Source organism: Streptomyces sp. 147326 (assembly GCF_045000215.1).
In the GTDB taxonomy this organism is placed as follows: Bacteria; Actinomycetota; Actinomycetes; order Streptomycetales; family Streptomycetaceae; genus Streptomyces.
This window is the reverse complement of record NZ_CP134201.1, coordinates 6,679,468-6,702,871: the sequence shown is the minus strand read 5'-3', so window position 1 is coordinate 6,702,871 and position 23,404 is coordinate 6,679,468. Positions and strand designations below refer to the sequence as shown.

Annotated in this window: 23 protein-coding genes; 11 read left to right on the top strand and 12 right to left on the bottom strand. The window is 72.1% G+C overall.

Annotated features, from left to right (window positions below; translation table 11 throughout):
• Positions 1 to 98 precede the first annotated feature (98 nt).
• Together RIU97_RS30775 and RIU97_RS30770 are read right to left on the bottom strand one after the other, a co-directional pair.
• Positions 99 to 761 carry a response regulator gene (locus RIU97_RS30775; protein ID WP_404960841.1) on the bottom strand — a complete coding sequence of 221 codons (663 nt, stop codon included), beginning with the start codon at positions 759 to 761 and terminating at the stop codon, positions 99 to 101.
• Positions 754 to 1,914 (bottom strand): GAF domain-containing sensor histidine kinase, encoded by a 1,161-nt coding sequence (locus tag RIU97_RS30770; RefSeq protein WP_404960840.1) that lies wholly within the window; start codon positions 1,912 to 1,914, stop codon positions 754 to 756. The genes RIU97_RS30775 and RIU97_RS30770 overlap by 8 nt, the downstream gene beginning before the upstream one ends.
• A 172-nt stretch (positions 1,915 to 2,086) precedes the next feature.
• On the opposite strand from RIU97_RS30770, the gene RIU97_RS30765 reads away from it, so the two are divergent.
• From RIU97_RS30765 to RIU97_RS30755, 3 genes are all read left to right on the top strand, one after another.
• Positions 2,087 to 2,860 carry an SDR family NAD(P)-dependent oxidoreductase gene (locus RIU97_RS30765; protein WP_404960839.1) on the top strand — a complete coding sequence of 258 codons (774 nt, stop codon included), beginning with the start codon at positions 2,087 to 2,089 and terminating at the stop codon, positions 2,858 to 2,860.
• Positions 2,857 to 3,978 (top strand): S-adenosylmethionine:tRNA ribosyltransferase-isomerase, encoded by a 1,122-nt coding sequence (locus tag RIU97_RS30760; protein ID WP_404960838.1) that lies wholly within the window; start codon positions 2,857 to 2,859, stop codon positions 3,976 to 3,978. Before RIU97_RS30765 ends, RIU97_RS30760 begins: the two co-directional genes overlap by 4 nt.
• Before the next feature lie 284 nt (positions 3,979 to 4,262).
• Entirely contained in the window at positions 4,263 to 4,919 is a 657-nt protein-coding gene (locus RIU97_RS30755; RefSeq protein WP_404960837.1) for a transglycosylase SLT domain-containing protein, read from the top strand.
• A gap of 151 nt (positions 4,920 to 5,070) precedes the next feature.
• Here the strand turns inward: RIU97_RS30755 and RIU97_RS30750 are convergent, their stop codons facing one another.
• Positions 5,071 to 7,590: an FHA domain-containing protein gene (locus tag RIU97_RS30750; RefSeq protein WP_404960836.1), complete on the bottom strand. Its 2,520-nt coding sequence runs from the start codon at positions 7,588 to 7,590 to the stop codon at positions 5,071 to 5,073.
• A 232-nt stretch (positions 7,591 to 7,822) separates the two neighbouring features.
• Between RIU97_RS30750 and RIU97_RS30745 the strand changes: the two genes are divergently transcribed.
• A complete protein-coding gene (locus tag RIU97_RS30745) occupies positions 7,823 to 9,376 on the top strand; it encodes a streptophobe family protein (protein ID WP_404960835.1) in 1,554 nt (517 codons plus the stop codon).
• Between the two features lie 352 nt (positions 9,377 to 9,728).
• On the top strand, positions 9,729 to 10,928 hold the full coding sequence (serB, locus tag RIU97_RS30740; protein ID WP_404960834.1) for a phosphoserine phosphatase SerB: 1,200 nt from the start codon (positions 9,729 to 9,731) through the stop codon (positions 10,926 to 10,928).
• An 89-nt stretch (positions 10,929 to 11,017) separates the two neighbouring features.
• Here the strand turns inward: serB and RIU97_RS30735 are convergent, their stop codons facing one another.
• The 4 genes from RIU97_RS30735 to RIU97_RS30720 all read right to left on the bottom strand — a co-directional run bounded on the left by RIU97_RS30735 (position 11,018) and on the right by RIU97_RS30720 (position 13,508).
• Complete coding sequence (locus RIU97_RS30735) at positions 11,018 to 11,539, bottom strand: SixA phosphatase family protein (RefSeq protein WP_404960833.1); 522 nt, start codon at positions 11,537 to 11,539, stop codon at positions 11,018 to 11,020.
• Positions 11,540 to 11,622: 83 nt separating this feature from the next.
• On the bottom strand, positions 11,623 to 11,850 hold the full coding sequence (locus tag RIU97_RS30730) for a hypothetical protein (protein WP_401257896.1): 228 nt from the start codon (positions 11,848 to 11,850) through the stop codon (positions 11,623 to 11,625).
• Positions 11,851 to 12,036: 186 nt separating this feature from the next.
• A complete protein-coding gene (locus tag RIU97_RS30725) occupies positions 12,037 to 12,156 on the bottom strand; it encodes an SGM_5486 family transporter-associated protein (protein WP_267882100.1) in 120 nt (39 codons plus the stop codon).
• A gap of 5 nt (positions 12,157 to 12,161) precedes the next feature.
• Positions 12,162 to 13,508 carry a CynX/NimT family MFS transporter gene (locus tag RIU97_RS30720; RefSeq protein WP_404960832.1) on the bottom strand — a complete coding sequence of 449 codons (1,347 nt, stop codon included), beginning with the start codon at positions 13,506 to 13,508 and terminating at the stop codon, positions 12,162 to 12,164.
• Between the two features lie 57 nt (positions 13,509 to 13,565).
• Here RIU97_RS30720 and RIU97_RS30715 point away from each other — a divergent pair, with 57 nt between their 5' ends.
• Positions 13,566 to 14,246: a FadR/GntR family transcriptional regulator gene (locus RIU97_RS30715; protein ID WP_404960831.1), complete on the top strand. Its 681-nt coding sequence runs from the start codon at positions 13,566 to 13,568 to the stop codon at positions 14,244 to 14,246.
• A gap of 64 nt (positions 14,247 to 14,310) precedes the next feature.
• Here the strand turns inward: RIU97_RS30715 and RIU97_RS30710 are convergent, their stop codons facing one another.
• The 3 genes from RIU97_RS30710 to fabG all read right to left on the bottom strand — a co-directional run bounded on the left by RIU97_RS30710 (position 14,311) and on the right by fabG (position 16,445).
• Positions 14,311 to 14,742, bottom strand: a complete 432-nt coding sequence (locus RIU97_RS30710) for a hypothetical protein (RefSeq protein WP_404960830.1) — start codon at positions 14,740 to 14,742, stop codon at positions 14,311 to 14,313.
• Positions 14,743 to 14,949: 207 nt separating this feature from the next.
• The gene (gene fabI, locus RIU97_RS30705; RefSeq protein ID WP_404960829.1) at positions 14,950 to 15,720 is read right to left on the bottom strand and encodes an enoyl-ACP reductase FabI; all 771 of its coding nucleotides are present in this window, start codon (positions 15,718 to 15,720) and stop codon (positions 14,950 to 14,952) included.
• A 5-nt stretch (positions 15,721 to 15,725) separates the two neighbouring features.
• Positions 15,726 to 16,445: a 3-oxoacyl-[acyl-carrier-protein] reductase gene (fabG, locus tag RIU97_RS30700; protein ID WP_030717003.1), complete on the bottom strand. Its 720-nt coding sequence runs from the start codon at positions 16,443 to 16,445 to the stop codon at positions 15,726 to 15,728.
• A 184-nt stretch (positions 16,446 to 16,629) separates the two neighbouring features.
• On the opposite strand from fabG, the gene RIU97_RS30695 reads away from it, so the two are divergent.
• The 3 genes from RIU97_RS30695 (at position 16,630) to tyrS (ending at position 20,887) form a co-directional block, all read left to right on the top strand.
• The gene (locus RIU97_RS30695) at positions 16,630 to 18,153 is read left to right on the top strand and encodes a TldD/PmbA family protein (RefSeq protein ID WP_361757311.1); all 1,524 of its coding nucleotides are present in this window, start codon (positions 16,630 to 16,632) and stop codon (positions 18,151 to 18,153) included.
• Positions 18,150 to 19,553 (top strand): metallopeptidase TldD-related protein, encoded by a 1,404-nt coding sequence (locus RIU97_RS30690; RefSeq protein ID WP_361757308.1) that lies wholly within the window; start codon positions 18,150 to 18,152, stop codon positions 19,551 to 19,553. The genes RIU97_RS30695 and RIU97_RS30690 overlap by 4 nt, the downstream gene beginning before the upstream one ends.
• 65 nt (positions 19,554 to 19,618) lie before the next feature.
• Positions 19,619 to 20,887, top strand: coding sequence for a tyrosine--tRNA ligase (tyrS, locus tag RIU97_RS30685; RefSeq protein WP_404960828.1), 1,269 nt, complete (start codon positions 19,619 to 19,621; stop codon positions 20,885 to 20,887).
• A gap of 89 nt (positions 20,888 to 20,976) precedes the next feature.
• Here the strand turns inward: tyrS and RIU97_RS30680 are convergent, their stop codons facing one another.
• Complete coding sequence (locus RIU97_RS30680; RefSeq protein WP_404960827.1) at positions 20,977 to 21,255, bottom strand: GlsB/YeaQ/YmgE family stress response membrane protein; 279 nt, start codon at positions 21,253 to 21,255, stop codon at positions 20,977 to 20,979.
• A gap of 247 nt (positions 21,256 to 21,502) precedes the next feature.
• On the opposite strand from RIU97_RS30680, the gene RIU97_RS30675 reads away from it, so the two are divergent.
• A complete protein-coding gene (locus tag RIU97_RS30675; protein ID WP_361757390.1) occupies positions 21,503 to 21,781 on the top strand; it encodes a DUF3099 domain-containing protein in 279 nt (92 codons plus the stop codon).
• A gap of 136 nt (positions 21,782 to 21,917) precedes the next feature.
• A complete protein-coding gene (locus RIU97_RS30670; protein ID WP_404960826.1) occupies positions 21,918 to 22,181 on the top strand; it encodes a hypothetical protein in 264 nt (87 codons plus the stop codon).
• 57 nt (positions 22,182 to 22,238) lie between these two features.
• Here RIU97_RS30670 and moaA read toward each other — a convergent pair whose 3' ends face one another.
• The gene (gene moaA / locus RIU97_RS30665) at positions 22,239 to 23,228 is read right to left on the bottom strand and encodes a GTP 3',8-cyclase MoaA (protein WP_383569403.1); all 990 of its coding nucleotides are present in this window, start codon (positions 23,226 to 23,228) and stop codon (positions 22,239 to 22,241) included.
• Positions 23,229 to 23,404 lie beyond the last annotated feature (176 nt).

Sequence of the window (23,404 nt, the reverse complement as noted above, 5' to 3'; positions counted from 1 at the left end):
GAGAACGGCGGCCCCCTCGGTGGGGATACGCCATGTGGGCGACATACACCCGACCGTATGAATCTCAGTCCGGAAGGAGTCGGTCCGATTTACGTCGCTTATTCGGCGAATCCGTGCCTGACCGCCCACAATGCGGCCTGAGTCCGGTCGGAAAGGTCCAACTTCATCAGGATGTTCGAGACGTGGGTCTTGACCGTCTTCTCGGACAGCACCAGCGCGCGGGCGATCTCGCGGTTGGAGCGGCCGTCCGCGATCAGGCCGAGCACCTCGCGCTCGCGCTCGGTCAGCGCGCCGGGCCGGCCCGCCGAGGGGCTCTGGTCGTCCTGGGAGAGCAGGGCCACCGCCACCTCCGGCTGGAGCAGCACGTGGCCCGCGTGGACGGAGCGGATGGCTCCGGCCAGGGCGTCGGGGTCGATGTCCTTGTAGACGTATCCCGCGGCGCCGGCCCGCAGGGCGGGGACCACGGTCCGCTGCTCGGTGAAGCTGGTGACGATCAGCACCCGCGCCGGGTTCGCCAGCTCGCGCAGCCTGCGCAGCGCCTCGATCCCGTCGGTGCCCGGCATCTTGATGTCCATGAGGATCACGTCGGGCCGCAGTTCCTCGGCGCGGGCGATGCCCTCCTCGCCGTCGGAGGCCTCGCCGACGACCTCGATGTCCTCCTGGACCTCCAGGAAGGTGCGCAGGCCGCGCCGGACCACCTGGTGGTCGTCGACCAGCAGTACGCGAACGCGGCTGCCGCCGCGGCCGGGGCTCTCAGCCACCGGGTACCTCCATCTCGATCGTCGTGCCCTGACCGGGCTCCGAGTGCACGGTGAGCCGGCCGCCGACGCCGTCCGCGCGGTCCCGCATGGAGACCAGGCCCAGGTGACGGCCCGCCCGGCGGACGAACCGGGGGTCGAAGCCCTTGCCGGAGTCGACGACCTTGAGGACCGCGCCGCCGACGGGCGTCCGGGTGAGGGAGACCTCGACGCGGTCGCCGGCCGAGTGGCGCAGGGCGTTGTGGAGGGCCTCCTGGGCAACGCGGAGGACCGCTTCCTCCTGGGTCGCGGGGAGGGCCCGTACGCCGTCGCACGTGAAGGTGACGTGCGCGGTGTGGGCGCGGTCGAGTACGTGGACGTGCGTGCGCAGGGTGGCGACCAGTCCGTCCTCGTCCAGTGCGGCGGGGCGGAGCTCGGTCACGGCGGCGCGCAGTTCGTCGGCGGCCTCCGCCGCCAGGGCGGCCACCTGCTGGAGCTCGTCCTTGGCGCGGGCCGGGTCGCGGTCGACGAGGGCGGCGGCGGCCTGGGCGGTGAGGCGGAGCGAGAAGAGCTTCTGGCTGACGGCGTCGTGCAGCTCGTGGGCGAGCCGTGAGCGCTCCTCGGCGATGGTGAACTCGCGGCTGCGCTCGTAGAGGCGGGCGTTGGTGAGGGCGATGGCCGCGTGCTGGGCGAGGAGGGAGAGGAGTTCCTGATCCTCGTCGGTGAAGCCGCGCGGGCCGCCCGGGGCGCTCCGCTTGTTCGCGAGGAAGATCGCGGCGAGGGTCTCCTCGCCGTCCCGGACGGGCATGCCGAGGAAGTCGGACATGTCGGGGTGGGCGGCGGGCCAGCCCTCGAAGCGCGGGTCCTCGCGGACGTCGGCCAGCCGCTGGGGGCCGTCCTCGTGGAGCATCGCGGCGAGGATGCCGTGCTGGCGGGGCAGCGGGCCGATGCGACGCCACTGCTCCGCGCTGATGCCGTCCACGACGAACTGGGCGAAGCCGCCGTGGTCGTCCGGGACGCCCAGGGCCGCGTACTCGGCGTCCAGGAGCTCGCGGGCCGACGCGACGATCGTGCGCAGGACGTCACGGACCTCCAGGCGGCGGCTCATGGCGAGCAGGGCGGTGCTCACCGCGGCCAGGCCGCTGCGGGGTCCGCCCGGTAGGGGGCTTGCGGTCATGGCCTCACCGTACCCGCGGCCGTGACCTGCGGGATCGGGCCGCGGCATCCCCCGATGGACGTAGGTCCAAGGGACCTGTACGGGTGGGGCCCGCGGCCGACGCGGCGCCGGGCGGGCCCTTCCTAGGTTGGGGGCATCTGCTGATCGGGATGGAAGAGGGCGAGGAGCTGTCATGTCGGTGGCGATCGTGACGGGGGCGTCCAGGGGGCTCGGCCGGGCACTGGCCGGGGAGCTGGCGGCGCGGGGCTGGGACCTGGTGCTGAGTGCGCGGGGGGCGGCGGCGCTGGAGGAGGCGGCGGCCGCGCTGGAGCGGCCGGGGGGCGTACGGGTGGTGCCGGTGGCCGGGGACGTGTCCTCGGGGGCGCACCGGGCGGCGCTGGTGGCGGCGGCGCGGGGGCTGGGCGGGCTGGACCTGCTGGTGAACAACGCGGGGGCGCTGGGGGCGGAGCCGCTGGTTCCGCTGGCGGTGCATTCGCTGGACGGGCTGCGCGAGGCGTTCGAGGTCAATGTGGTGGGGGCGCTGGGGCTGGTCCAGGAGGGGCTGCCGCTGCTGCGGGCGGCGGAGGCCGGGGCGGTGCTGAACATCAGCTCGGACGCGGCGGTGGTGGCGTACGCGACGTGGGGTGCGTACGGGGCGACCAAGGCGGCGGGGGATCTGCTGTCGGGCGTGCTGGCGGTGGAGGAGCCGGAGCTGCGGGTGTGGTGGGCGGATCCGGGCTCGATGCGGACGCGGATGATGGCGGCGGCCGAGCCCGAGGAGGACCTGGCGGGGCTGCCGACGCCGGAGGAGGTGGCTCCGGCGCTGCTGCGGCTGGTGGCGGAGGGCCTGCCGAGCGGGCGCTACACGGCCGACGGCCTGTCGGCGGGACCCACGGCGGGGGCGGGCCCGGAGGCGGGCGCGGTCGCGGGGGCGGGGGTCGTGGGTGGTGTGGGGGGTGGGCGGTGAGTGCGGGGCGGCTCCGGGAGGAGGGGCTGTACATACCGGACATTCCGCCGGAGCTGCTGGCCCGCGTTCCGGCCGAGCAGCGGGGGCCGGGACTCGGGCGGGACGCTGTGCGGCTGCTGGTGTCCGGGGGCGGCGGGGAAGTCTCGCTGCGCGCCTTCCGGGAGCTGCCGGAGCTGCTGCGGGCCGGGGACGTACTGGTGGTGAACACGTCGACGACGCTGGCGGCCGCCGTGGACGCCCGGCTCGGCGGCGAGGCGCTGGTGGTGCACTTCTCGACCCGGGGCGACGACGGCCGCTGGGCCGTGGAGCTGCGCGCCCCGGCGGGCGGGGGGACGACGCGCCCCCGCGCCGGGGGTCCCTCGGAGGCCGTGGTGGAGCTGCCGGGCGGGCGGGCCCTCGTACTGGAGGAGCCGCTGGCGGCGGGGGCGGACCGGCTGTGGTGGGCGCGGCCCGTACGGGAGGGGGACGACGTACCGGCGCTGCTGCGGGCGTACGGGCGGCCGATCCGGTACGGGTACACGGAGCGGGACCAGCCGCTGTCGGCCTACCAGACGGTGTTCGCGGTGCCGGCCGCCGACGGGTCGGGCTCGGCGGAGATGCCGAGTGCGGGGCGGCCCTTCACGGCGGAGCTGGTGGCGCGGCTGGTGAGCCGGGGGGTGCAGTTCGCGCCGCTGACCCTGCACACGGGGGTGGCCTCACAGGAGGCGCACGAGCCGCCGTACCCGGAGCGGTACGAGGTGCCGGCGAGCACGGCGCGTCTGGTGAACGCCGCGAGGGCCGGCGGGGGGCGGGTGATCGCGGTGGGGACCACGGCGGTGCGGGCCCTGGAGTCGGCCGCGGACGCGCGCGGGGTGGTGCGCCCGGCCGGCGGGTGGACCGATCTGGTGGTGACGCCGGAGCGCGGGGTGCGGGCGGTGGACGGGCTGCTGACCGGACTGCACGAGCCCGAGGCGTCCCACCTGCTGATGCTGGAGGCGGTCGCGGGGCGGGCCGCCGTACGGCTCGGGTATACCGAGGCACGGGCCCGTCTCTGCCTTTGGCACGAGTTCGGAGACGTCCATCTGCTACTCAAGGATGACAATCGTGACGGATTGAATTGCGCCAGCAACGCACGGTGAGACCGCAACGGGCCCGATGTGAGCCCGCGCATAGGACGCACATCACTTACGAAGCTCCCTAGTGGACAGGTAAAGGTCCTGTCAGCACGGGCGCACCTAGCGCCGAGGCCGGAATTCCGGCCTCGGCGCCCGGCCCTGATCCACTAAGCGGGATCGTACGTCACACCTTTGCCACAGCTTTTTGCCACCGCTAAGAATTGCCCTCGTCGCACAGCGCCGCGGCGGATCCCGAATCCTCGTGGCGCTTTCCTGCGGCTCCCGCGATTCGAAGAGGTTGCCCCGCCATGTCTGCTTCCAGCACTCCCGGTCACAGTCGTCTGACGAAGGCACACAAGCTGTCCATTGCCGGCGTCGCCACGTTCAGTGCCGCCGCGCTCGCCTTCTCCCTCGTCCCGGCCGACACCGCCGAGGCCGGGACGGTCAACGCCGCTCCCGTCGCCTGGACCAAGGTCGTCGACGCCGCGCAGACCCAGGCCGTGCAGCAGCACCTCTCCGCGCAGCAGGTCGTCGCCGACAAGAAGGCCAAGGACGCGGAGAAGGCCAAGGCCGAGGCCGCCGCGAAGAAGGCCCGCGCGCAGAAGGAGGCCGCGAGCCGCTCCGCCGCCCGCACCCCCGTCTTCGCGAACAACCTGGACGGCTGGATCAAGGAAGCCCTCTTCATCATGAAGAAGGAGGGCATTCCGGGCACCTACGCCGGAATCCACAAGAACATCATGCGCGAGTCCAGCGGTAACCCGATGGCGATCAACAACTGGGACATCAACGCCCAGAACGGTATCCCCAGCAAGGGTCTGCTCCAGGTCATCCTTCCGACCTTCAAGGCGTACCACGTCAAGGGCACCAAGTTCGACCAGTACGACCCGGTCGCCAACATCGTCGCCGCCTGCAACTACGCGGCCGACCGCTACGGCTCGATGGACAACGTCAACAGCGCCTACTAGGCCACTGGCGTATCCCCAGCCCCCATGCGCCTCAGGGGCGGCACCCGGACTTCCGGGTGCCGCCCCTGAGGCGTTTCGTGCGTGAGGTCCTGCGTACGGGCCCTGCGTACAAACCCTGCCTACGGGCTCTGCGTACGGGCCCTGCCGCTGGCTACTTGCCCGCGCGCATGACCTCGGGCTCGTGGCGGCGCAGCAGGCGCTGCACCAGGAAGCCGCAGGCGATGCCGAGGAGCAGCAGAACGGTGATGTTCAGGCTCCACTGGCCGACCGTGGCGTCCCAGAGCGGGTCGGTGTTGGTCGGGTTGTCGCGGTCCCACGGCGGCATGAGCTTGCCGAGGTTCAGGGTGGTGCCTGCGGCGGCGACGGCCCAGCGGGACGGCATCAGCCAGGCGAACTGCTCCAGGCCCGGGGAGTCGTAGACCTGGAAGAGGATGCCGGTGAAGACGACCTGGACGATCGCGAACATGACCAGCAGCGGCATGGTCTTCTCGGCGGTCTTCACCAGCGAGGAGATCACCAGGCCGAACATCATCGAGGTGAAGCCGAGCGCGATGACCGACAGGCAGAGCTCGACGGCCGGCGGCATCAGCAGACCCTCGGTGGGCAGATCGCGCGGGAAGAAGCCGATCCCGCAGATGATCACGCCCTGGATGGCCGTGATCACACCGAGGACGATCACCTTCGACATGAGGTACGCCGACCGGGACAGGCCGGTCGCGCGCTCACGCTCGTAGATGACGCGTTCCTTGATCAGCTCACGGACCGAGTTGGCGGCGCCCGAGAAGCACATGCCGACCGCGAGGATCAGCATGATCGTGCCGGCGTCGCCGTTGAACTGGGACGGCGGCTTCGGCGGGGCGAGGCCGAAGGACGCGGGGATGACCGTGGAGACCACGCCGAGGACCGCGGGCAGGATCAGCATCAGGCCGATGAAGCCCTTGTCGGAGGCGATCACCGAGACGTAGCGGCGGATCAGCGTCCACAGCTGCGAGCCCCAGCCCTGCGGCTTGGGCGGCATCATCTGCTGCGGCGACGGCATCGCGACGGACTGCGGGGCGACCGCGTCGATGTCGGCGGCGTACAGCTGGTAGTGCTGCGAGCCCTTCCAGCGGCCGGCCCAGTCGTAGTCGCGGTAGTTCTCGAAGGCCGAGAAGACGTCCGCCCACGTGGTGTAGCCGAAGAAGTTCAGCGCCTCGTCCGGCGGGCCGAAGTACGCGACCGAACCGCCCGGGGCCATGACCAGCAGCTTGTCGCAGATGGCCAGCTCGGCGACCGAGTGGGTGACGACGAGGACCGTGCGGCCGTCGTCGGCGAGGCCGCGCAGCAGCTGCATGACGTCGCGGTCCATGCCCGGGTCGAGGCCGGAGGTCGGCTCGTCCAGGAAGATCAGCGAGGGCTTGGTGAGCAGCTCCAGGGCCACGGACACGCGCTTGCGCTGACCACCGGAGAGCGCGGTGATCTTCTTGTCCTTGTGGATGTCGAGCTTGAGCTCGCGCAGCACCTCGTCGACGCGGGCGGCGCGCTCGGACTCGGCGGTGTCGCCGGGGAAGCGGAGCTTGGCCGCGTACTTGAGCGCGGTGCTGACCTTCAGCTCCTTGTGCAGGATGTCGTCCTGCGGGACCAGGCCGATGCGCTGGCGGAGCTCCGCGAACTGCTTGTACAGGTTGCGGTTGTCGTAGAGGACGTCACCCTGGTCGGCGGGCCGGTAACCGGTCAGCGCCTTGAGCAGGGTGGACTTGCCGGAGCCGGAGGGGCCGATGACGCCGATCAGAGACTTCTCCGGGACGCCGAAGGTGACGTCCTTGAGGATCTGCTTGCCGCCGTCGACGGTGACCGTGAGGTGGCGGGCCGAGAAGGAGACCTCGCCGGTGTCGACGAACTCCTCGAGGCGGTCGCCGACGATCCGGAACGTCGAGTGGCCGACGCCGACGATGTCGTTCGGGCCGAGCAGCGCGGTGCCGGACTTGGCCAGCGGCTGGCCGTTGACGTAGGTGCCGTTGTGGCTGCCGAGGTCGTGGATCTCGAAGCGGCCGCCGGGCATCGAGCGGAACTCGGCGTGGTGGCGGGAGACCTGGAGGTCGGAGACCACCAGCTCGTTCTCCAGCGCACGGCCGATCCGCATGACGTGGCCCAGCGAGAGCTGGTGGAACGTCGTCGGGCTGCGGTCGCCGTAGGCCGGCGCCCCGCCCTGCGCCGGACGGGGCGCGCCGCCGCCCTGCTGGTGCGGGAGGTGCGCCTGCGGCTGCTGTTGGTACGGGGCCTGCTGCTGCTGTTCCCAGGCCTGCTGCTGGGGCTGCTGCTGCGGGGCCTGGTACGCCGGGGCCTGTGGCTGGGCGTACGCCTGGGCCTGCTGGGCCACGGCCGGCTGCGGCGCGGCGGCGGCCGCGCTCAGATTCAGCCGCGGGCCGTCGGTCGCGTTGCCCAGGTGGACCGGCGTGCCGGGCACGAGCTGGGTCTGCTGGACCCGCGCCCCGTGCACGTAGGTGCCGTTTGTGCTGCCGTGGTCCTCGATGCCCCAACTCTGGCCGTTCCAGGCGATCGTGGCATGCCGCCACGACACCCGCGCGTCGTCGATCACCACGTCTCCCTGAGGATCACGCCCCAGCGAGTACGACCTGGACGGATCGAGCGTCCAGGTCCTTCCATTCGATTCCAGTACGAGTTCCGGCACTCCAGCCCCACTTAAGTCCCCCGAGAATCCCCCATGACGTCAGGGAGTCTAGGGATGGCGAACATCCGGGGGAACTATTTCAGGCCCACAGCCGTATGTGGAATCCGGGCCTTGCCGGGGCGTCTACGACTGGCTGTTGACGGGGTCGAAAGTCACCCGGAGAGTGAGATACGGGACTTCTCGCCCGGAGGTCCCCTCGCGTACCGCTCGGTAGGCATCGGGGGTTCACCGCATGCGCCGCATTCGTTGGGGAGACGTGCTCGTGTCCGCGGTCGCCGCCGTGGGCTGGAGCCTGATCGTGATGGCGGGGGTGGCCGGGCTGGGGCTGCACCTGCTGGGCGCCGACGCCGCGGGAGGGTCGCTCGGGGCGATGACGGCCGCCGTGGTGGTCCTCGCGGTCGGCGGCACCGTGACGCCCTCGGGTGACGTATCGGCCTTCGGAGTCGTCGGGGCGGGTGCCGAAACCTCCCTGGACGTCATGCCCTTGGGGGTGGCGCTGGCCGGGGCGCTGGTCCTGGGGTGCGTGTTCGTGCGCTCGCTGCGGGCCGGGGCGGGCCCCGGTGAGACGGCCGCCCGGGTCCTCGTGCTCACGGCGCTGTTCGTCGCGACGGCGGGCGGGCTGGCGTGGGCCGGGCACGACGTGGTCACCCTCGACGGGACGGTGCTGCCGAAGACCCCGGCGAAGGTGGAGATCCCGGGGATCGGCGACATCGGCGAGCTGCTCCCGGACCGCATCGGGGACCTGATCGAGACGCGGACCCGGATCGGGTTCTCGGTGGAGACCGGGCCGACGCTGCTGGGCGCGGGGCTGTGGGCGCTCGCCGTGCTGGCGGTGGCTCTGCTGGTCTCCCGGCGCGGGCCGGCCGCGTTCGCCCGGATCCGCCCGGCCGCCTCGGCGGTGGTGGCGATGCTGCTGGTGGCGGTGGCGGCCGGGCTGGCCGCGGCGGTGTGGGCGGCGCTGGGCGACGCCCATCCGCGGCGGGTCATCGGGGCCGCGCTGCTGGGGGCGCCGAACGGAAGCTGGCTGGGTGTGCTGCTGGGGCTGTTCGTCCCGGTGCGCGGCCGGGCCGAGGGGGAGCCGGCCCGGCTGCTGCCCAGTCCGCTGGACGACCTGCTGGCCGTGTCCGCGCGGGAGCCGGTGACGGTGACGCGCCTCGCGGAGTACGACGGCCGGGTCTGGCTGCTGGTCGCGGGGGTGTCCCTGCTGCTGCTCTACGCGGGCGTGCTGGCAGCGGTACGGACGCCCGTAGGGACGCCCGCAGGGACCGTCGTACGCACACCCGTACGCGCTCCGGGGCGCGGGGTGCTCGGGTGCGCGGCGCGGCTGTCTGCGGTGATGGCGGTGGCTCTGGCGGGGCTGGTGTGGCTGACGGGGCTGTCGGCGGACGCGTCGTTGGCGGTGCTGGGGGTGGACGCGGTGGACGCCGGGGTCGAGCTGCGGGGGTCCCTTCCACTGGCCCTCCTGCTGGGCGCGGTGTGGGGGGCGGTGGCCGGGGCGGCGGGCGCGGTCCTGGCGCCCCGGCGGCGCGCGGCCTTTCCGGGCCCCGTCCAGGGGTGGCCGGACCCGCAGGCGCCGACGGCCGCGTACCCCGGGGGCGTCTACGGCCCGCGAGGCCCGCAGCCCGGGCCGGGCGGGGAGGCGGACGGCTCCTGGGACGTGACCGTGACCGGCATCCCGCCCTGGTCACCCAGGTCACCCAGGCCGCCGAAGCCGCCCCGCCGGGAGCCCTTCACCCCGCCTCCGCCGCCGGGAGCGCCACCGCCCCGGCCGAAGCCTCCGCGATGAGGTGGGCGGGGCCGTCCCCTGCGCGCCCTTCCACCTCCCCCGGGCTCCGCCCGGACCCGCGCCTCAAACGCCGGCGAGGCTGAAAGACCTGGGGCTCCGCCCCAGACCCCGCTCCTCAAACGCCGGAGGGGCTGGATTTTCCAGCCCCTCCGCACCATCCAGCCCCGCCGGCGTTTGAGGCGACGGGTTCGGGGCGGAGCTCCGGCCGTTTCAGCCCCGCCGGCGATTGAGGCGCGGGGGGCGGAGCCCCCGTAGCGGTGCCGCGGCGGGCCGTTCGCTCGGTCGGCGCGACCGTTCAAGACGTGGGACGGGGGTCCTGGGCCCGGGGTGGGGAAGATACGGTGAGGGCACCATGAGCGCATCGCAGACCTCCGACGTCCCCACCCTCCTCGTCAAGATCTTCGGCAAGGACCGTCCCGGGATCACCGCCGGGCTGTTCGACACCCTCGCCGCCTACTCCGTCGATGTCGTCGACATCGAGCAGGTCGTCACCCGTGGCCGCATCGTTCTGTGCGCCCTCGTCACCGAGCCCGCCGGCGGCGCCGAGGGCGACCTGCGGGCCACCGTCCACAGCTGGGCCGAGTCCCTCAAGATGCAGGCCGAGATCCTCTCCGGCACCGGTGACAACCGGCCGCGCGGCAGCGGCCGCTCCCATGTCACCGTGCTCGGGCACCCGCTCACCGCCGAGTCCACGGCCGCCATCGCCTCCCGGATCACCGAGACCGGCGGCAACATCGACCGTATCTTCCGCCTCGCCAAGTACCCGGTGACGGCGGTGGAGTTCGCCGTCTCCGGTGTCGAGACCGAGCCGCTGCGCACCGCGCTGGCCACCGCCTCCGCGCACATCGGCGTGGACGTGGCCGTGGTCTCGGCCGGACTTCACCGCCGGGCCCAGCGCCTGGTCGTCATGGACGTGGACTCGACCCTGATCCAGGACGAGGTCATCGAGCTGTTCGCCGCGCACGCCGGGTGCGAGGCCGAGGTCGCCGAGGTCACCGAGCGGGCCATGCGCGGCGAACTGGACTTCGAGCAGTCGCTGCACGCCCGGGTGGCGCTGCTGGCGGGCCTGGACGCCTCCGTCGTGGACAAGGTCCGCACCGAGGTGCAGCTGACCCCGGGGGCCCGGACCCTGATCCGCACGCTCAAGCGGCTCGGCTACCAGGTGGGCGTGGTCTCGGGCGGGTTCACCCAGGTCACGGACGATCTGCGGGAGCGGCTGGGGCTGGACTTCGCCTCCGCCAACACGCTGGAGATCGTCGACGGGAAGCTGACGGGCCGGGTCACGGGCGAGATCGTGGACCGGGCGGGCAAGGCCCGGCTGCTGCGGCGCTTCGCCGCCGAGGCCGACGTACCGCTGTCGCAGACGGTGGCGATCGGTGACGGGGCCAACGACCTGGACATGCTGAACGCGGCCGGGCTGGGCGTGGCCTTCAACGCCAAGCCGGTGGTCCGCGAGGCCGCGCACACGGCGGTGAACGTGCCCTTCCTGGACGCGGTGCTGTACCTGCTCGGGATCACCCGTGAGGAGATCGAGGCCGCCGATCTGGCCTGACCTTCGGGACACGAACGGGATGCGAACGGGCCCCGGCGGCCGGTGCGGCTGCCGGGGCCCGTTCGCGCGTACGCGGCCGGTCGGGCCGGTCAGTGTCCCTTGGGGGTCCAGTAGTCGAGCAGGGTGCCCACCCCGTGCTCCACGGACTTCCACGATCCGGCGAAGGAGACGACGGCGAGGGCCGCGGTCGGGAATCCCGTACGGGTCATCCTCGCGAGGGTGTCTCCCTCCGCGCGCCCGGAGAGGGCGTCGGCGAGGGCGTGCATGCCGGGGTTGTGGCCGATGACGAGGAGGTCGGAGACCTCGTCGGGCGTCTCGTTCAGCAGGGCGATGAGCTCGCCCAGCGAGGCGTCGTAGAGCCTCTCCTCGTAGTGGGTCTTGGGCCGGTGCGGCATCTCCTGGACGGCGAGCTTCCAGGTCTCTCGGGTGCGGGCCGCGGTGGAGCAGAGGGCCAGGTCGAAGACGATGCCGGTCTCGGCGAGCTTCAGACCGACGGCCGGCGCGTCCTTGCGGCCTCGTTCCGCCAGCGGGCGGTCGTGGTCGGACACCTCGGGCCAGTCGGCCTTGGCGTGCCGGAGGAGGGCGATCCTGCGGGGTGTGTCGGCGCTCATGACTCCCAGCTTCGCATGAAAGGAGCCACGGGGCGCAGGGTGTTGGGGGGGCTCACCCCCGGAGGTGAGGGGCGCTCGGGAGGTCAGCCGACGGCGCGCAGGAGCTGCTCCGCGACCTGGACCAGGGACGAGGCCTCGCCGGTGGCCGCGTGGGCCTCGCCGGAGCCGGCGAGGAGCATCAGCAGGAGGCCGAAGGCGAGGGCGGGAAGGGCCAGCGCCCACCAGTGCAGCCGGGCGCTCGCGCCGGCGGTGGCGCGGGCCCGGGGAGCGGTGACGGACGGGAGGGACCGGGTGTGCGTGGGGGCCGACATGGCCGCCTCCGTGGGTGTGCGGACGGGACTGGCTCGCTGTTCACGAATCTATGGATCCGGTGCGGCCGTTCCCATCCGGGGCACACCCCACTTCACCCTGAGCCTGACCCCCTAGGGGTGGTGGGGTTGTCCCCACCCTCAGGGGGAGGCGTCCTCGGGGGGAGGCGTCCTCGGGGGGAGGCGTCCTCAGGGCGAGGCGATCGTGGCGATCACCGAGATGATCACGGTGATGCCGAGGATCGCGCCGAGCACGAGGCCGAGCTTCTTGCGGCCGTCCTGCGGGTTCGGTTCAAGTACGGGCGACATGCCGGTCAGTCTCGCATGCCGCATTCGTCCTCGATCGTGCGGTCCCGGCCCGCCAGGATTCCCAGCGCGATCTGCGGGACGAGCAGGCCCGCCATCAGGGCGAGCGGCAGGTCCCAGCCGCCGCTGTGCTGGTAGAGGGCGCCGATGAGGAGGGGGCCCGGGATGGAGATGAGGTAGCCGGTGCTCTGGGCGAAGGCGGAGAGCTTGACCACGCCGGCGGGGGACTTCGCGCGCAGCCCGATGAGGGTGATGACGAGGGGGAACGCGCAGTTGGAGATGCCGAGCAGGAGCGCCCAGGCCCAGGCTCCGGCGGCGGGGGCGAAGTAGAGCCCGAGGTAGCCGGTGAGGCCGAAGACGCCGAGTACGGCGGCGATGGCGCCCTGGTTCTTCATCCGGGCGGCGAGGCCCGGGATGACGAAGGCGAGCGGGACGCCCATGACCATGGTGACGGCGAGCAGCACACCGGCGGTGGAGGCGGAGACCCCGGCGTCGCGGAAGATCTGCGGGAGCCAGCCCATGGTGATGTACGCGCCCGTGGCTTGGAGGCCGAAGTAGCAGGCGAGGGCCCAGGCGGTGCGGCTGCGGACGACCCGCGGGCCCGCGTCGGCCCGTACGGCGGTACCCGCGCCGGAGGCGGCGGCCGCGGTCGCGGCCCGCTCGGCGCGCCGGGAGGCGCGGGCGACGGGCACCCAGGGCAGTACGGCGACCAGGGCGAGCACGGCCCAGATCAGCAGGCCGGCGCGCCAGCTGCCGCCGAGGGCGCCGGTCAGCGGGACGGTCGCGGCGGCGGCGAGCGAGGTGCCCGCGGCCAGGGCCATGGAGTACAGGCCGGTCATGGTGCCGACCCGGTCCGGGAAGTAGCGCTTGACGATCACCGGGAGCAGGACGTTGGTGAGGGCTATGCCGGCCAGGGACAGGGCACTGGCGGCCAGGAAGCCCGCGGCTCCGCTCGTGAAGGGGCGGATCAGCAGGCCGGCGGCGACGGCGGCCATGCCGGCGCAGACGACGGCGGCCGGACCGAAGCGGCGGGAGAGCCGGGGCGCGGTGACGCCGAAGACGGCGAAGCAGAGGGCCGGGACGGAGGTGATCAGTCCGGCGACGGTGCCGCTCATGCCGAGACCCGTGCGGGTCTCCTCGAAGAGGGCGCCGAGGCTGGTGATGGCGGGCCGCAGGTTGAGGGCGGCCAGCACGATTCCGACGATGAGCACCGGGCCGAGCCAGGTCGGCTGCGCCGTCGCGTGCGGGGTGGCGGCGGCCGCGGTGCGGCCCGCGGCCTCCTCGCGGGCGGCCTGCCGCGGGGGCTGGTGGCTCCCGGCGGGCCGGTCGAGCGTCTGGATTTCTTCGTCGGACATCCAGCCATCATAGAATCATGGGATGATTGGTTGTCCAGTCGCTCTTGAGAGGAACCCATGCCGCTGACGTCGCCACGGCGCTCCGCACTCGTCGATCAGGTGATCGCCCAGCTGCGGAACCAGATCACCTCCGGCGAGTGGCCGGTCGGCGCCCGCATCCCGACCGAGCCGGAGCTCGTCGAGCTGCTCGGCGTCGCCCGCAACACGGTGCGCGAGGCCGTGCGGGCGCTGGCGCACAACGGCCTCCTGGACATCCGGCAGGGCTCGGGCACGTACGTGATCGCCACCAGCGAGCTGGCCGGCGTCATGCACCGCCGGTTCGCCGGTGCCGAGCCGCGGCACATCGCCGAGCTGCGTTCGACGCTGGAGTCCTCGGCGGCCCGGCTGGCGGCGGAGCGGCGCACCGAGCGGGACCTCGTACAGCTGGACGCGCTGCTGGCGCGCCGCGAGGAGGCCTGGGCGGGCGGGGACGCGGAGGTCTTCGTGGCCGCTGATGTGAGCCTGCACATGGCGGTGGTGACGGCCTCGCACAACGAGGTGCTGGTCGGGCTGTACGCGGACCTCGGCGACCTGGTGGCCGACTGGCTGCGGGCGGACGTGGGCACCGAGCTGCATCCGTCGGCCCATCTGGACCACGCGCGGCTGATCGAGGCCATCCGGCGCGGGGACGGGGACGCGGCGGCCTCGGAGGCGGCGGGCTATCCCTTCGCCTGCCTCGGCAAGAACACGGACGGCTAGAGCACGGACGGCGAGAGCGCCGACGACGAGAGCACGGTCGGAAAGGACAAGTCCGGGGATCCGCTCACGCCCGCTGGTGGCTGACCCAGGCCGAGCGGACCTCCTTCCAGCAGCGGCCGGTGAGCTCCACCCGGCCGGCCGGTCCGACGGCCACGGCGGCGCCGTCGCCGTCCACGTCCCACCAGCGGTCGCATTCGACGTGCAGCCGCAGCAGGTCGGTCTCCGGGTAGGCGTTGTGGCAGTTCGCCGTCACCTGCGAGCCGTCGATCGTGGTGTCGCAGTCGGCTCCGAAGAGTTCCCGCGAGGCGGGGCGCGAGGGCTGGACGGGGGGTTCGGCGGGGATCTCGTCGAGCTCCACGACGGCCGGGGCCACCGCTTCGGGGCCGGGCGCCGATTCGTCTCCCACGGGCTGCGCGGCCGCTCCGGGGACCAGGAGTCCGGTCAGGATCACCGAGGTGACCAGCATCGATACGGTTCGGCTCGACCTCGCGCGCACTCCTACCCTCCTCCCCGCAGGAGCCGGGAAGATCCCGACCTGGCCAGTCTGCAGGCATCTGTCCTGGTTTTCGACTCGGGAAGATCCGGTCGGCCGGTGAACATACGAGCGATCGGCGGCCGCGGGCCACGTGAAACGGCGGCGGCCGCGCCTCCCCGGAGGGAAGCGCGGCCGCCGCCGTACGGACGCCGGAGCCCTGACCGGAGGTCAGGCACCCATCGCGTGCAGGCCGCCGTCCACGTGGACGATCTCACCGGTGGTCTTCGGGAACCAGTCGGACAGCAGGGCCACGACGCCCTTGCCCGTCGGCTCCGGGTCGCTCATGTCCCAGTCCAGCATGGAGCGGGAGTTCCAGACCTCGGCCAGCTCGCCGAAGCCCGGGATGGACTTCGCGGCCATCGAGCCGATCGGACCGGCCGAGACCAGGTTGCAGCGGATGTTCTCCTTGCCCAGGTCGCGGGCGAGGTAACGGCTGGTGGCCTCCAGGGCGGCCTTGGCCGGGCCCATCCAGTCGTACTGCGGCCACGCGAACTGCGCGTCGAAGGTAAGGCCGACGATGGCCGCGCCCTCCGCCGGGAACAGCGGCTTGCAGGCCATGGCCAGCGACTTCAGCGAGAACGCCGAGACGTGCATGGCGGTGGCGACCGACTCGAACGGGGTGTTCAGGAAGTTGCCGCCGAGGGCGTCCTGCGGCGCGAAGCCGATCGAGTGGACGACGCCGTCGAGGCCGCCGAGCTCGTCGCGGACGAGGCCCTCGAGGCGGGCCAGGTGCTCGTCGTTGGTGACGTCGAGCTCGATCACCTTGACCGGCTTGGGCAGCTTCTTCGCGATGCGCTCGGTCAGCGACGGGCGCGGCCAGGCGGTGAGGATGACCTCGGCGCCCTGCTCCTGGGCCAGCCGGGCCGTGTGGAAGGCGATGGAGGACTCCATCAGCACACCCGTGATGAGGACGCGCTTGCCCTCGAGAATTCCGCTCATGGTGATCAGTGACCCATGCCCAATCCGCCGTCAACGGGAATGACGGCTCCGGTGATGTACGCGGCGTCGTCGGACGCCAGGAAGCGGACGGCTGCCGCGATCTCCTCGGGCTGCGCGTACCGGCCGAGCGGCACCTGGCCCACGATGCCCGCGCGCTGCTCGTCGGTGAGCACCTTCGTCATGTCGGTGTCCACGAAACCGGGGGCGACGACGTTGAAGGTGATGTTGCGGGAACCCAGCTCACGGGCGAGCGAGCGGGCGAAGCCGACCAGCGCGGCCTTCGAAGCGGCGTAGTTGGCCTGGCCGGCCGAGCCGAGCAGTCCGACGACCGAGGAGATCAGGACGACGCGGCCCTTCTTGGCACGGAGCATGCCACGGTTCGCGCGCTTGACCACCCGGAACGTGCCGGTGAGGTTGGTGTCGACGACGGACGCGAAGTCCTCCTCGGACATCCGCATCAGCAGTGTGTCCTTGGTGATGCCGGCATTGGCCACCAGCACCTCGACCGCGCCGTGCGCGTCCTCGATCTGCTTGTAGGCCTGCTCCACCTGCTCGGAGTCGGTGATGTCGCACCGCACCGCCAGGACACCGAGCGAGGTGAGCGCCTCCGGCGGCTCACCCGACCGGAACGTGATCGCGACCTTGTCGCCGGCCTCCGCGAAGGCTCGGGCGATGGCGAGGCCGATGCCCCGGTTTCCTCCGGTGACGAGAACCGAGCGGCTCAACGGATCACCCTTTCGCTAGCGGTCTGAATACCAAAAACCTATAGGTCGCATCGCTCGTACGGAGAATCGACCCCCGACAGGGCCTCGCGGCGGGCTCTGTCGAGTCCCTACAGAAAGATGTAGGCACGAGGGCCCCGATCGCGACATGATCGGGGCGACCGGCCCCGACCCCGGGAGGACTTCCGTGCCCCATTCCATCGACGCGGCCTTCACCGCGCTTCCCTTGCGGGCGCTCGCCGACGCGGCGCTCGCCCGGGCCCGCGCGCTGGGCGCCGAGCATGCCGACTTCCGGCTGGAGCGGATCCGCAGTGCCTCCTGGCGCCTGCGCGACGCCAAGCCCGCCGGCGGGTCCGACACCACCGACCTCGGATTCGCGGTCCGGGTGGTGCACGGGGGCAGCTGGGGATTCGCCTCCGGTGTGGACCTGACCATGGACGCCGCCGCCAAGGTGGCCTCGCAGGCCGTGGCCATGGCGAAGCTGTCCGCCCAGGTGATCAAGGCCGCCGGTTCGGACGAGCGCGTGGAGCTCGCCGACGAGCCGGTGCACGCGGACCGCACCTGGATCTCCGCCTACGACGTGAACCCGTTCGAGGTCCCGGACGCGGAGAAGGCGGCGCTGCTCGCCGACTGGAGCGCGCGCCTGCTGGCGGCCGACGGCGTGGCGCACGTGGACGCCTCGCTGCTCGCCGTGCACGAGAACAAGTTCTACGCCGACACCGCGGGCACCTCGACCACGCAGCAGCGGGTGCGGATCCACCCGCAGCTCACCGCCGTCGCCGTGAACGGCACGACCGGCGAGTTCGACTCCATGCGCACGATCGCCCCGCCCGCCGGCCGCGGCTGGGAGTACCTGACCGGCACCGGCTGGGACTGGAACTCCGAGCTGGAGCAGATCCCCGGCCTGCTCGCCGAGAAGATGCGGGCGCCGAGCGTCGAGGCCGGGCGCTACGACCTGGTGGTGGACCCCTCCAACCTGTGGCTCACCATCCACGAGTCCATCGGCCACGCCACCGAGCTGGACCGGGCACTGGGTTACGAGGCGGCGTACGCGGGGACCTCCTTCGCCACCTTCGACCAGCTGAACAAGCTGACGTACGGCTCCTCGATCATGAACGTGACCGGTGACCGCACGGCCGAGCACGGTCTGGCGACCATCGGGTACGACGACGAGGGCGTCCAGGCGCAGTCCTGGGACCTGGTCAAGGACGGCACCCTGGTCGGCTACCAGCTGGACCGGCGGATCGCGAAGCTGACGGGCCTGGGCCGCTCCAACGGCTGCGCCTACGCCGACTCCCCCGGGCACGTGCCCGTCCAGCGGATGGCGAACGTCTCGCTGCAGCCGGATCCGGGCGGGCTCTCGACCGAGGACCTGATCGGCGGGGTGGAGCGCGGCATCTACGTGGTCGGCGACCGGTCCTGGTCGATCGACATGCAGCGCTACAACTTCCAGTTCACCGGGCAGCGGTTCTTCCGGATCGAGAACGGCCGGCTGGCCGGACAGCTGCGCGACGTCGCGTACCAGGCCACCACGACCGATTTCTGGGGCTCGATGGAGAAGGTCGGCGGCCCCCAGACCTACGTCCTGGGCGGCGCCTTCAACTGCGGCAAGGCCCAGCCGGGCCAGGTCGCGGCGGTCTCGCACGGCTGCCCGTCCGCGCTGTTCCGCGACGTGAACATCTTGAACACCACGCAGGAGGCCGGCCGATGAGCACGCTTTCGAACGGACGCACCAAGCCCCACGAGATCGTCGAGCGGGCGCTGGAGCTGTCCACCGCCGACGGCTGCGTCGTCATCGCCGACGAGGAGTCGAGCGCCAACCTGCGCTGGGCGGGCAACGCGCTCACCACCAACGGCGTCACCCGGGGCCGGACCCTGACGGTCATCGCCACGGTCGACGGCAAGGAGGGCACGGCCTCGGGGGTCGTCTCGCGCTCCGCCGTGACCGCGGCCGACCTGGAGCCGCTGGTGCGCGCCGCCGAGGCGGCCGCGCGCGGGGCGGGCCCGGCGGAGGACGCCCAGCCGCTGGTCACCGGGACCCCGGCCTCGCCGGACTTCACCGACGCCCCCGCCGAGACCACCTCGGCGGTGTTCGCCGACTTCGCGCCGGCCCTCGGCGAGGCCTTCGCCCGGGCCCGGGCCGGCGGCCGGGAGCTGTACGGATTCGCCAACCACGAGCTGGTCTCCACATACGTCGGCACGTCCACCGGGCTGCGGCTGCGCCACGACCAGCCCAACGGCACGCTGGAGCTCAACGCGAAGTCCCCGGACCGGCAGCGCTCGGCCTGGGCCGGCCGGTCCACCCGGGACTTCAAGGACGTGGACCCGACCGTGCTGGACGCCGAGCTCGCCGTGCGCCTGGGCTGGGCGGAGCGGAAGATCGACCTGCCCGCCGGGCGGTACGAGACCCTCCTGCCGCCGACGGCCGTGGCGGACCTGCTGATCTACCAGATGTGGTCGGCGGCGGCCCGGGACGCGGTGGAGGGCCGTACGGTCTTCTCCAAGCCCGGCGGCGGCACCCGGCTCGGCGAGAAGCTGTCCGAGCTGCCGCTGACGCTGCGCAGCGACCCGAACGCGCCCGGCCTGGAGACCGCGCCGTTCGTGATCGCGCACAGCTCCGGCGACGACGCCTCGGTCTTCGACAACGGCCTGCCGGTCCCGGCGACGGAGTGGATCCGCGACGGGGAGCTGGCCCGGCTGACCACGACGCGGCACACCGCCGGCCTGACCGGCATGCAGCTCTCCCCCGGCTTCGGGAACCTGATCCTCGACGGGGGCGGCGAGAAGTCCCTGGAGGAGATGGTGGCGGGGACCGAGCGGGGTCTGCTGCTGACCTGCCTCTGGTACATCCGCGAGGTGGACCCGGCCACGCTGCTGCTCACGGGGCTGACCCGGGACGGCGTCTACCTGGTGGAGAACGGGCAGGTCGTCGGCGAGGTCAACAACTTCCGCTTCAACGAGTCCCCCGTGGACCTGCTGTCGCGGGCCTCGGAGGCCGGCCGGACCGAGAAGACGCTGCCGCGCGAGTGGAGCGACTGGTTCACCCGGGCCGCGATGCCCGCGCTGCGCATCCCGGATTTCAACATGAGTTCGGTCAGCAAGGGCGTCTGACCGGCCTAGACTGACCGTTGCAACGAAGTGTTGCAATTTCCATCATCCGAAGGAGTCGAGCGACCGTGACGGACATCGTCGACGAACTGAAGTGGCGTGGGCTGTTCGCCCAGTCCACCGATGAAGAAGCGCTGCGCAAGGCCTTCGCGGACGGTCCCGTCACGTTCTATTGCGGCTTCGACCCGACGGCCGCCTCGCTGCACGTGGGGCACCTGGTTCAGGTGCTCACCGTGCGCCGGCTCCAGCTGGCCGGGAACCGGCCGCTGGCGCTGGTCGGCGGGGCCACCGGGCAGATCGGCGACCCGCGGCCGACGGCCGAGCGCACCCTGAACGACCCGGAGACCATCGCGAACTGGGTGACCCGACTGCGCACCCAGATCGAGCCGTTCCTGTCCTTCGAGGGCGAGAACGCGGCGCTCATGGTGAACAACCTGGACTGGACGGCGGGCATGTCCGCCATCGAGTTCCTGCGGGACATCGGCAAGCACTTCCGGGTCAACAAGATGCTGACGAAGGACTCGGTCGCCAAGCGGCTCGACTCCGACCAGGGCATCAGCTACACCGAGTTCAGCTACCAGCTGCTCCAGGGGATGGACTTCCTGGAGCTGTACCGGCGCTACGGCTGCGTGCTCCAGCAGGGCGGCTCCGACCAGTGGGGCAACCTGACGGCCGGGCTCGACCTGATCCACCGGGTCGAGCCGGGCGCGGTCGTGCACGCGCTGGCGACCCCGCTGATGGTCAAGGCGGACGGCACCAAGTTCGGCAAGTCCGAGAGCGGGGCCGTCTGGCTCGACCCGGAGATGACCACGCCGTACGCGTTCTACCAGTTCTGGCTGAACGTGGACGACCGGGACATCTCCACCTACATGCGGATCCTGTCCTTCAAGTCCCGTGCGGAGCTGGAGGAGCTGGAGGCGCAGACCGCCGAGCGGCCGCAGGCGCGTGCCGCCCAGCGGGCGCTGGCGGAGGAGCTGACCACGCTCGTGCACGGCGCCGGCCAGTGCGCCGCCGTGATCGCCGCGTCGAAGGCGCTGTTCGGTCAGGGCGAGCTGGCGGACCTGGACGAGGCCACGCTGGCCGCGGCCCTGTCCGAGCTGCCGCACGCCCGGGTCGCGGAGCTGGGCCTGGTCGTGGACCTGCTCGCGGAGACCGGCCTGGTCGCGAGCAAGTCGGCCGCCCGCCGGACCGTGAAGGAGGGCGGGGCCTACGTGAACAACGCGAAGGTCGCCGCCGAGGACGCGGTCCCCGCCAAGGAGGACCTGCTGCACGGGCGCTGGCTGGTGCTGCGCCGGGGCAAGAAGAACCTGGCGGCCGTCGAGGTCACCGGGGCCTGAGGCCTCGTAGGACGGCGTACGGAACACGGCGGAGGGGCCGGTATGGACCTGACGGTCCGGCCGGCCCCTCCGTCATGATCCGGAGTGCCTCACGTCATCTGCCGCTTGCGGCCCCGGATCGCTACGTAGAGCATCTCGCCCAGCCCGACCACGAGGACCGCTCCGGCGAGCTGCAGCAGGTGCCGGGTCCAGTCGATGCCCTTGGTCTCCCCGACGCCGATCCAGACGGCCACGGCGTTGCCGAGGACCGCGCCGGCGATGCCGAAGAGGGTGGTCAGCCAGAGGGGCTGGTGCTGCTTGCCCGGCAGGATGGCCCGGGCTATCAGCCCCAGCACGAAACCGACGATGATCGCCCACAACCAAGACATGTCGAGCCTCCTCCTGGCGCGTTGTGCGCACGTGGGCCCAGTCTCGGCCCGACCGGCGTACGGCGCATTTCGGGCGGCCCCCAATGGGGTGCCCCCTCTCTTCGCGGATGCGGGGGCGGCGTACGGTGGAGAGGTCCGGGCCGGGGAGCGCCCGGCAGGCGATCAGTCGATCAGGCGGTGGAGCGTGGAACGGACGAAGCGGCAGAAGCGGAACGGGGCCGAGGTGTTCCGGATCACCGGTGCACGGATGGGCCTCGACGAGGACGTGCGGGGCCGCCAGCGCCGGTACGTGATCTCGATGGGGATCAGGACCCTGTCGGTCATCGCGACCGTGCTGTTGTGGAACGTGCAGCGCCCGGTGGCCATCGTGACGCTCGTGGCGGGAGCCCTGTTGCCGTACGTGGCCGTGGTCATCGCGAACGCGGGGCGCGAGTCGACGCCCTCGCTGCCCTCCCACTTCATCCCCGCTCCGGTGCGGCCGGCGCTGGACGCGGGAAACCTCAAGAAAAGCTCAGATCAATCATGAAGTTCCGGTGCACTGCACCGGGTCCTGCGTGACATACTGCTCACGCGCTCCGCATCCCCCGTCGGAGCGACGGACCGACGCCGGGCAGCTCCCCCCGTGGCTGCTCGGCGTCGCCTTTCCGTTCTAGGGTTGGGTCGTGACTTCCTCCGACGCTTCCGGTGTCCCCTCCGGCCCCGACGACACCCCCACCTGCTCCGCCAAGGGCTGCCGCGACGCGGCCGTCTGGGTCCTGGCGTGGAACAACCCGACGCTGCACACGCCGGAGCGGCGCAAGACCTGGCTGGCGTGCGAGGAGCACCGCGATCACCTCTCCCAGTTCCTGGGGGTCCGCGGTTTCCTCAAGGACGTCGTGAAGCTCGACGAGTGGGTGCAGCCGGAGGGCTCGGAGCGCCTGCGCTGACTACGGCCGGGCCGCTGAGCCCGGTCGCCACCGCCCCCGGTCAGCCCCCGCCCCCGGTCAGCCGCCGATCGCGGACATCGGGCGGTCGGGCTGCAGGAAGGACGGGTCGTCGAGGCCGGACCCGGCCTTCTTGCCCCACATCGCCACCTTCCACAGCCGGGCGATCTCCTCGTCCGGGGCGCCCGAGCGCAGGGCGGCGCGCAGGTCCGACTCCTCGGTGGCGAACAGGCACGTACGGACCTGGCCGTCGGCCGTGAGCCGGGTACGGTCGCAGGCGCCGCAGAACGGGCGGGTCACCGACGCGATGACCCCGACGGTGGCCGGGCCGCCGTCGACCACCCAGCGCTCGGCCGGGGCGGAGCCGCGCTCGTCGGCGCCTTCCTCGGTGAGCGTGAAGCGGGTGCGCAGGGACTGCAGGATGTCCCCGGCGGTGATCATGCCGTCGCGCTTCCAGCCGTGCTGGGCGTCGAGCGGCATCTGCTCGATGAAGCGGAGCTCGTACTCGTTCTCCACGGCCCAGGCCAGCAGGTCGGGGGCCTCGTCGTCGTTGAGCCCGGGCATGAGCACGGCATTGACCTTGACGGGGGTGAGGCCGGCCTCGCGGGCCGCGGCCATGCCCTCGATGACGTCCTTGTGCCGGTCGCGGCGGGTGAGGGTCTTGAAGACCTCGGGCCGCAGGGTGTCCAGGGAAACGTTCACCCGGTCCAGGCCGGCGGCCTTGAGGGCCTGCGCGGTGCGCTTGAGACCGATGCCGTTCGTGGTGAGCGACATCTTGGGGCGGGGTTCCAGGGCCGCGCACTGCTCGACGATCCCGACCAGGCCGGGGCGGAGCAGGGGCTCGCCGCCGGTGAAGCGGACCTCGGTGATGCCGAGCCGGGTGACGGCGATGCGGATCAGCCGGACGATCTCGTCGTCGCTGAGCAGGTCGGACTTGCCGAGCCACTGCAGCCCCTCTTCGGGCATGCAGTAGGTACAGCGCAGATTGCACCGGTCGGTGAGTGAGACGCGCAGGTCAGTGGCCACGCGGCCGTAGGTGTCGAGAAGCACTGTGGGCCCCCTCCCTGTCCGGATCTAGAGGTACGCGCGATATTTGGATCTACTTCACGCGTTCTATTTCGAGCCTACGCGACGCCTGTGTCGTGAAGAGGTGCCCAAATGAACGAGACGTAACATGGCCGCGTCGTAGGGACCTACGACGCGGCCACGCTGGGTGTTCGGACGAT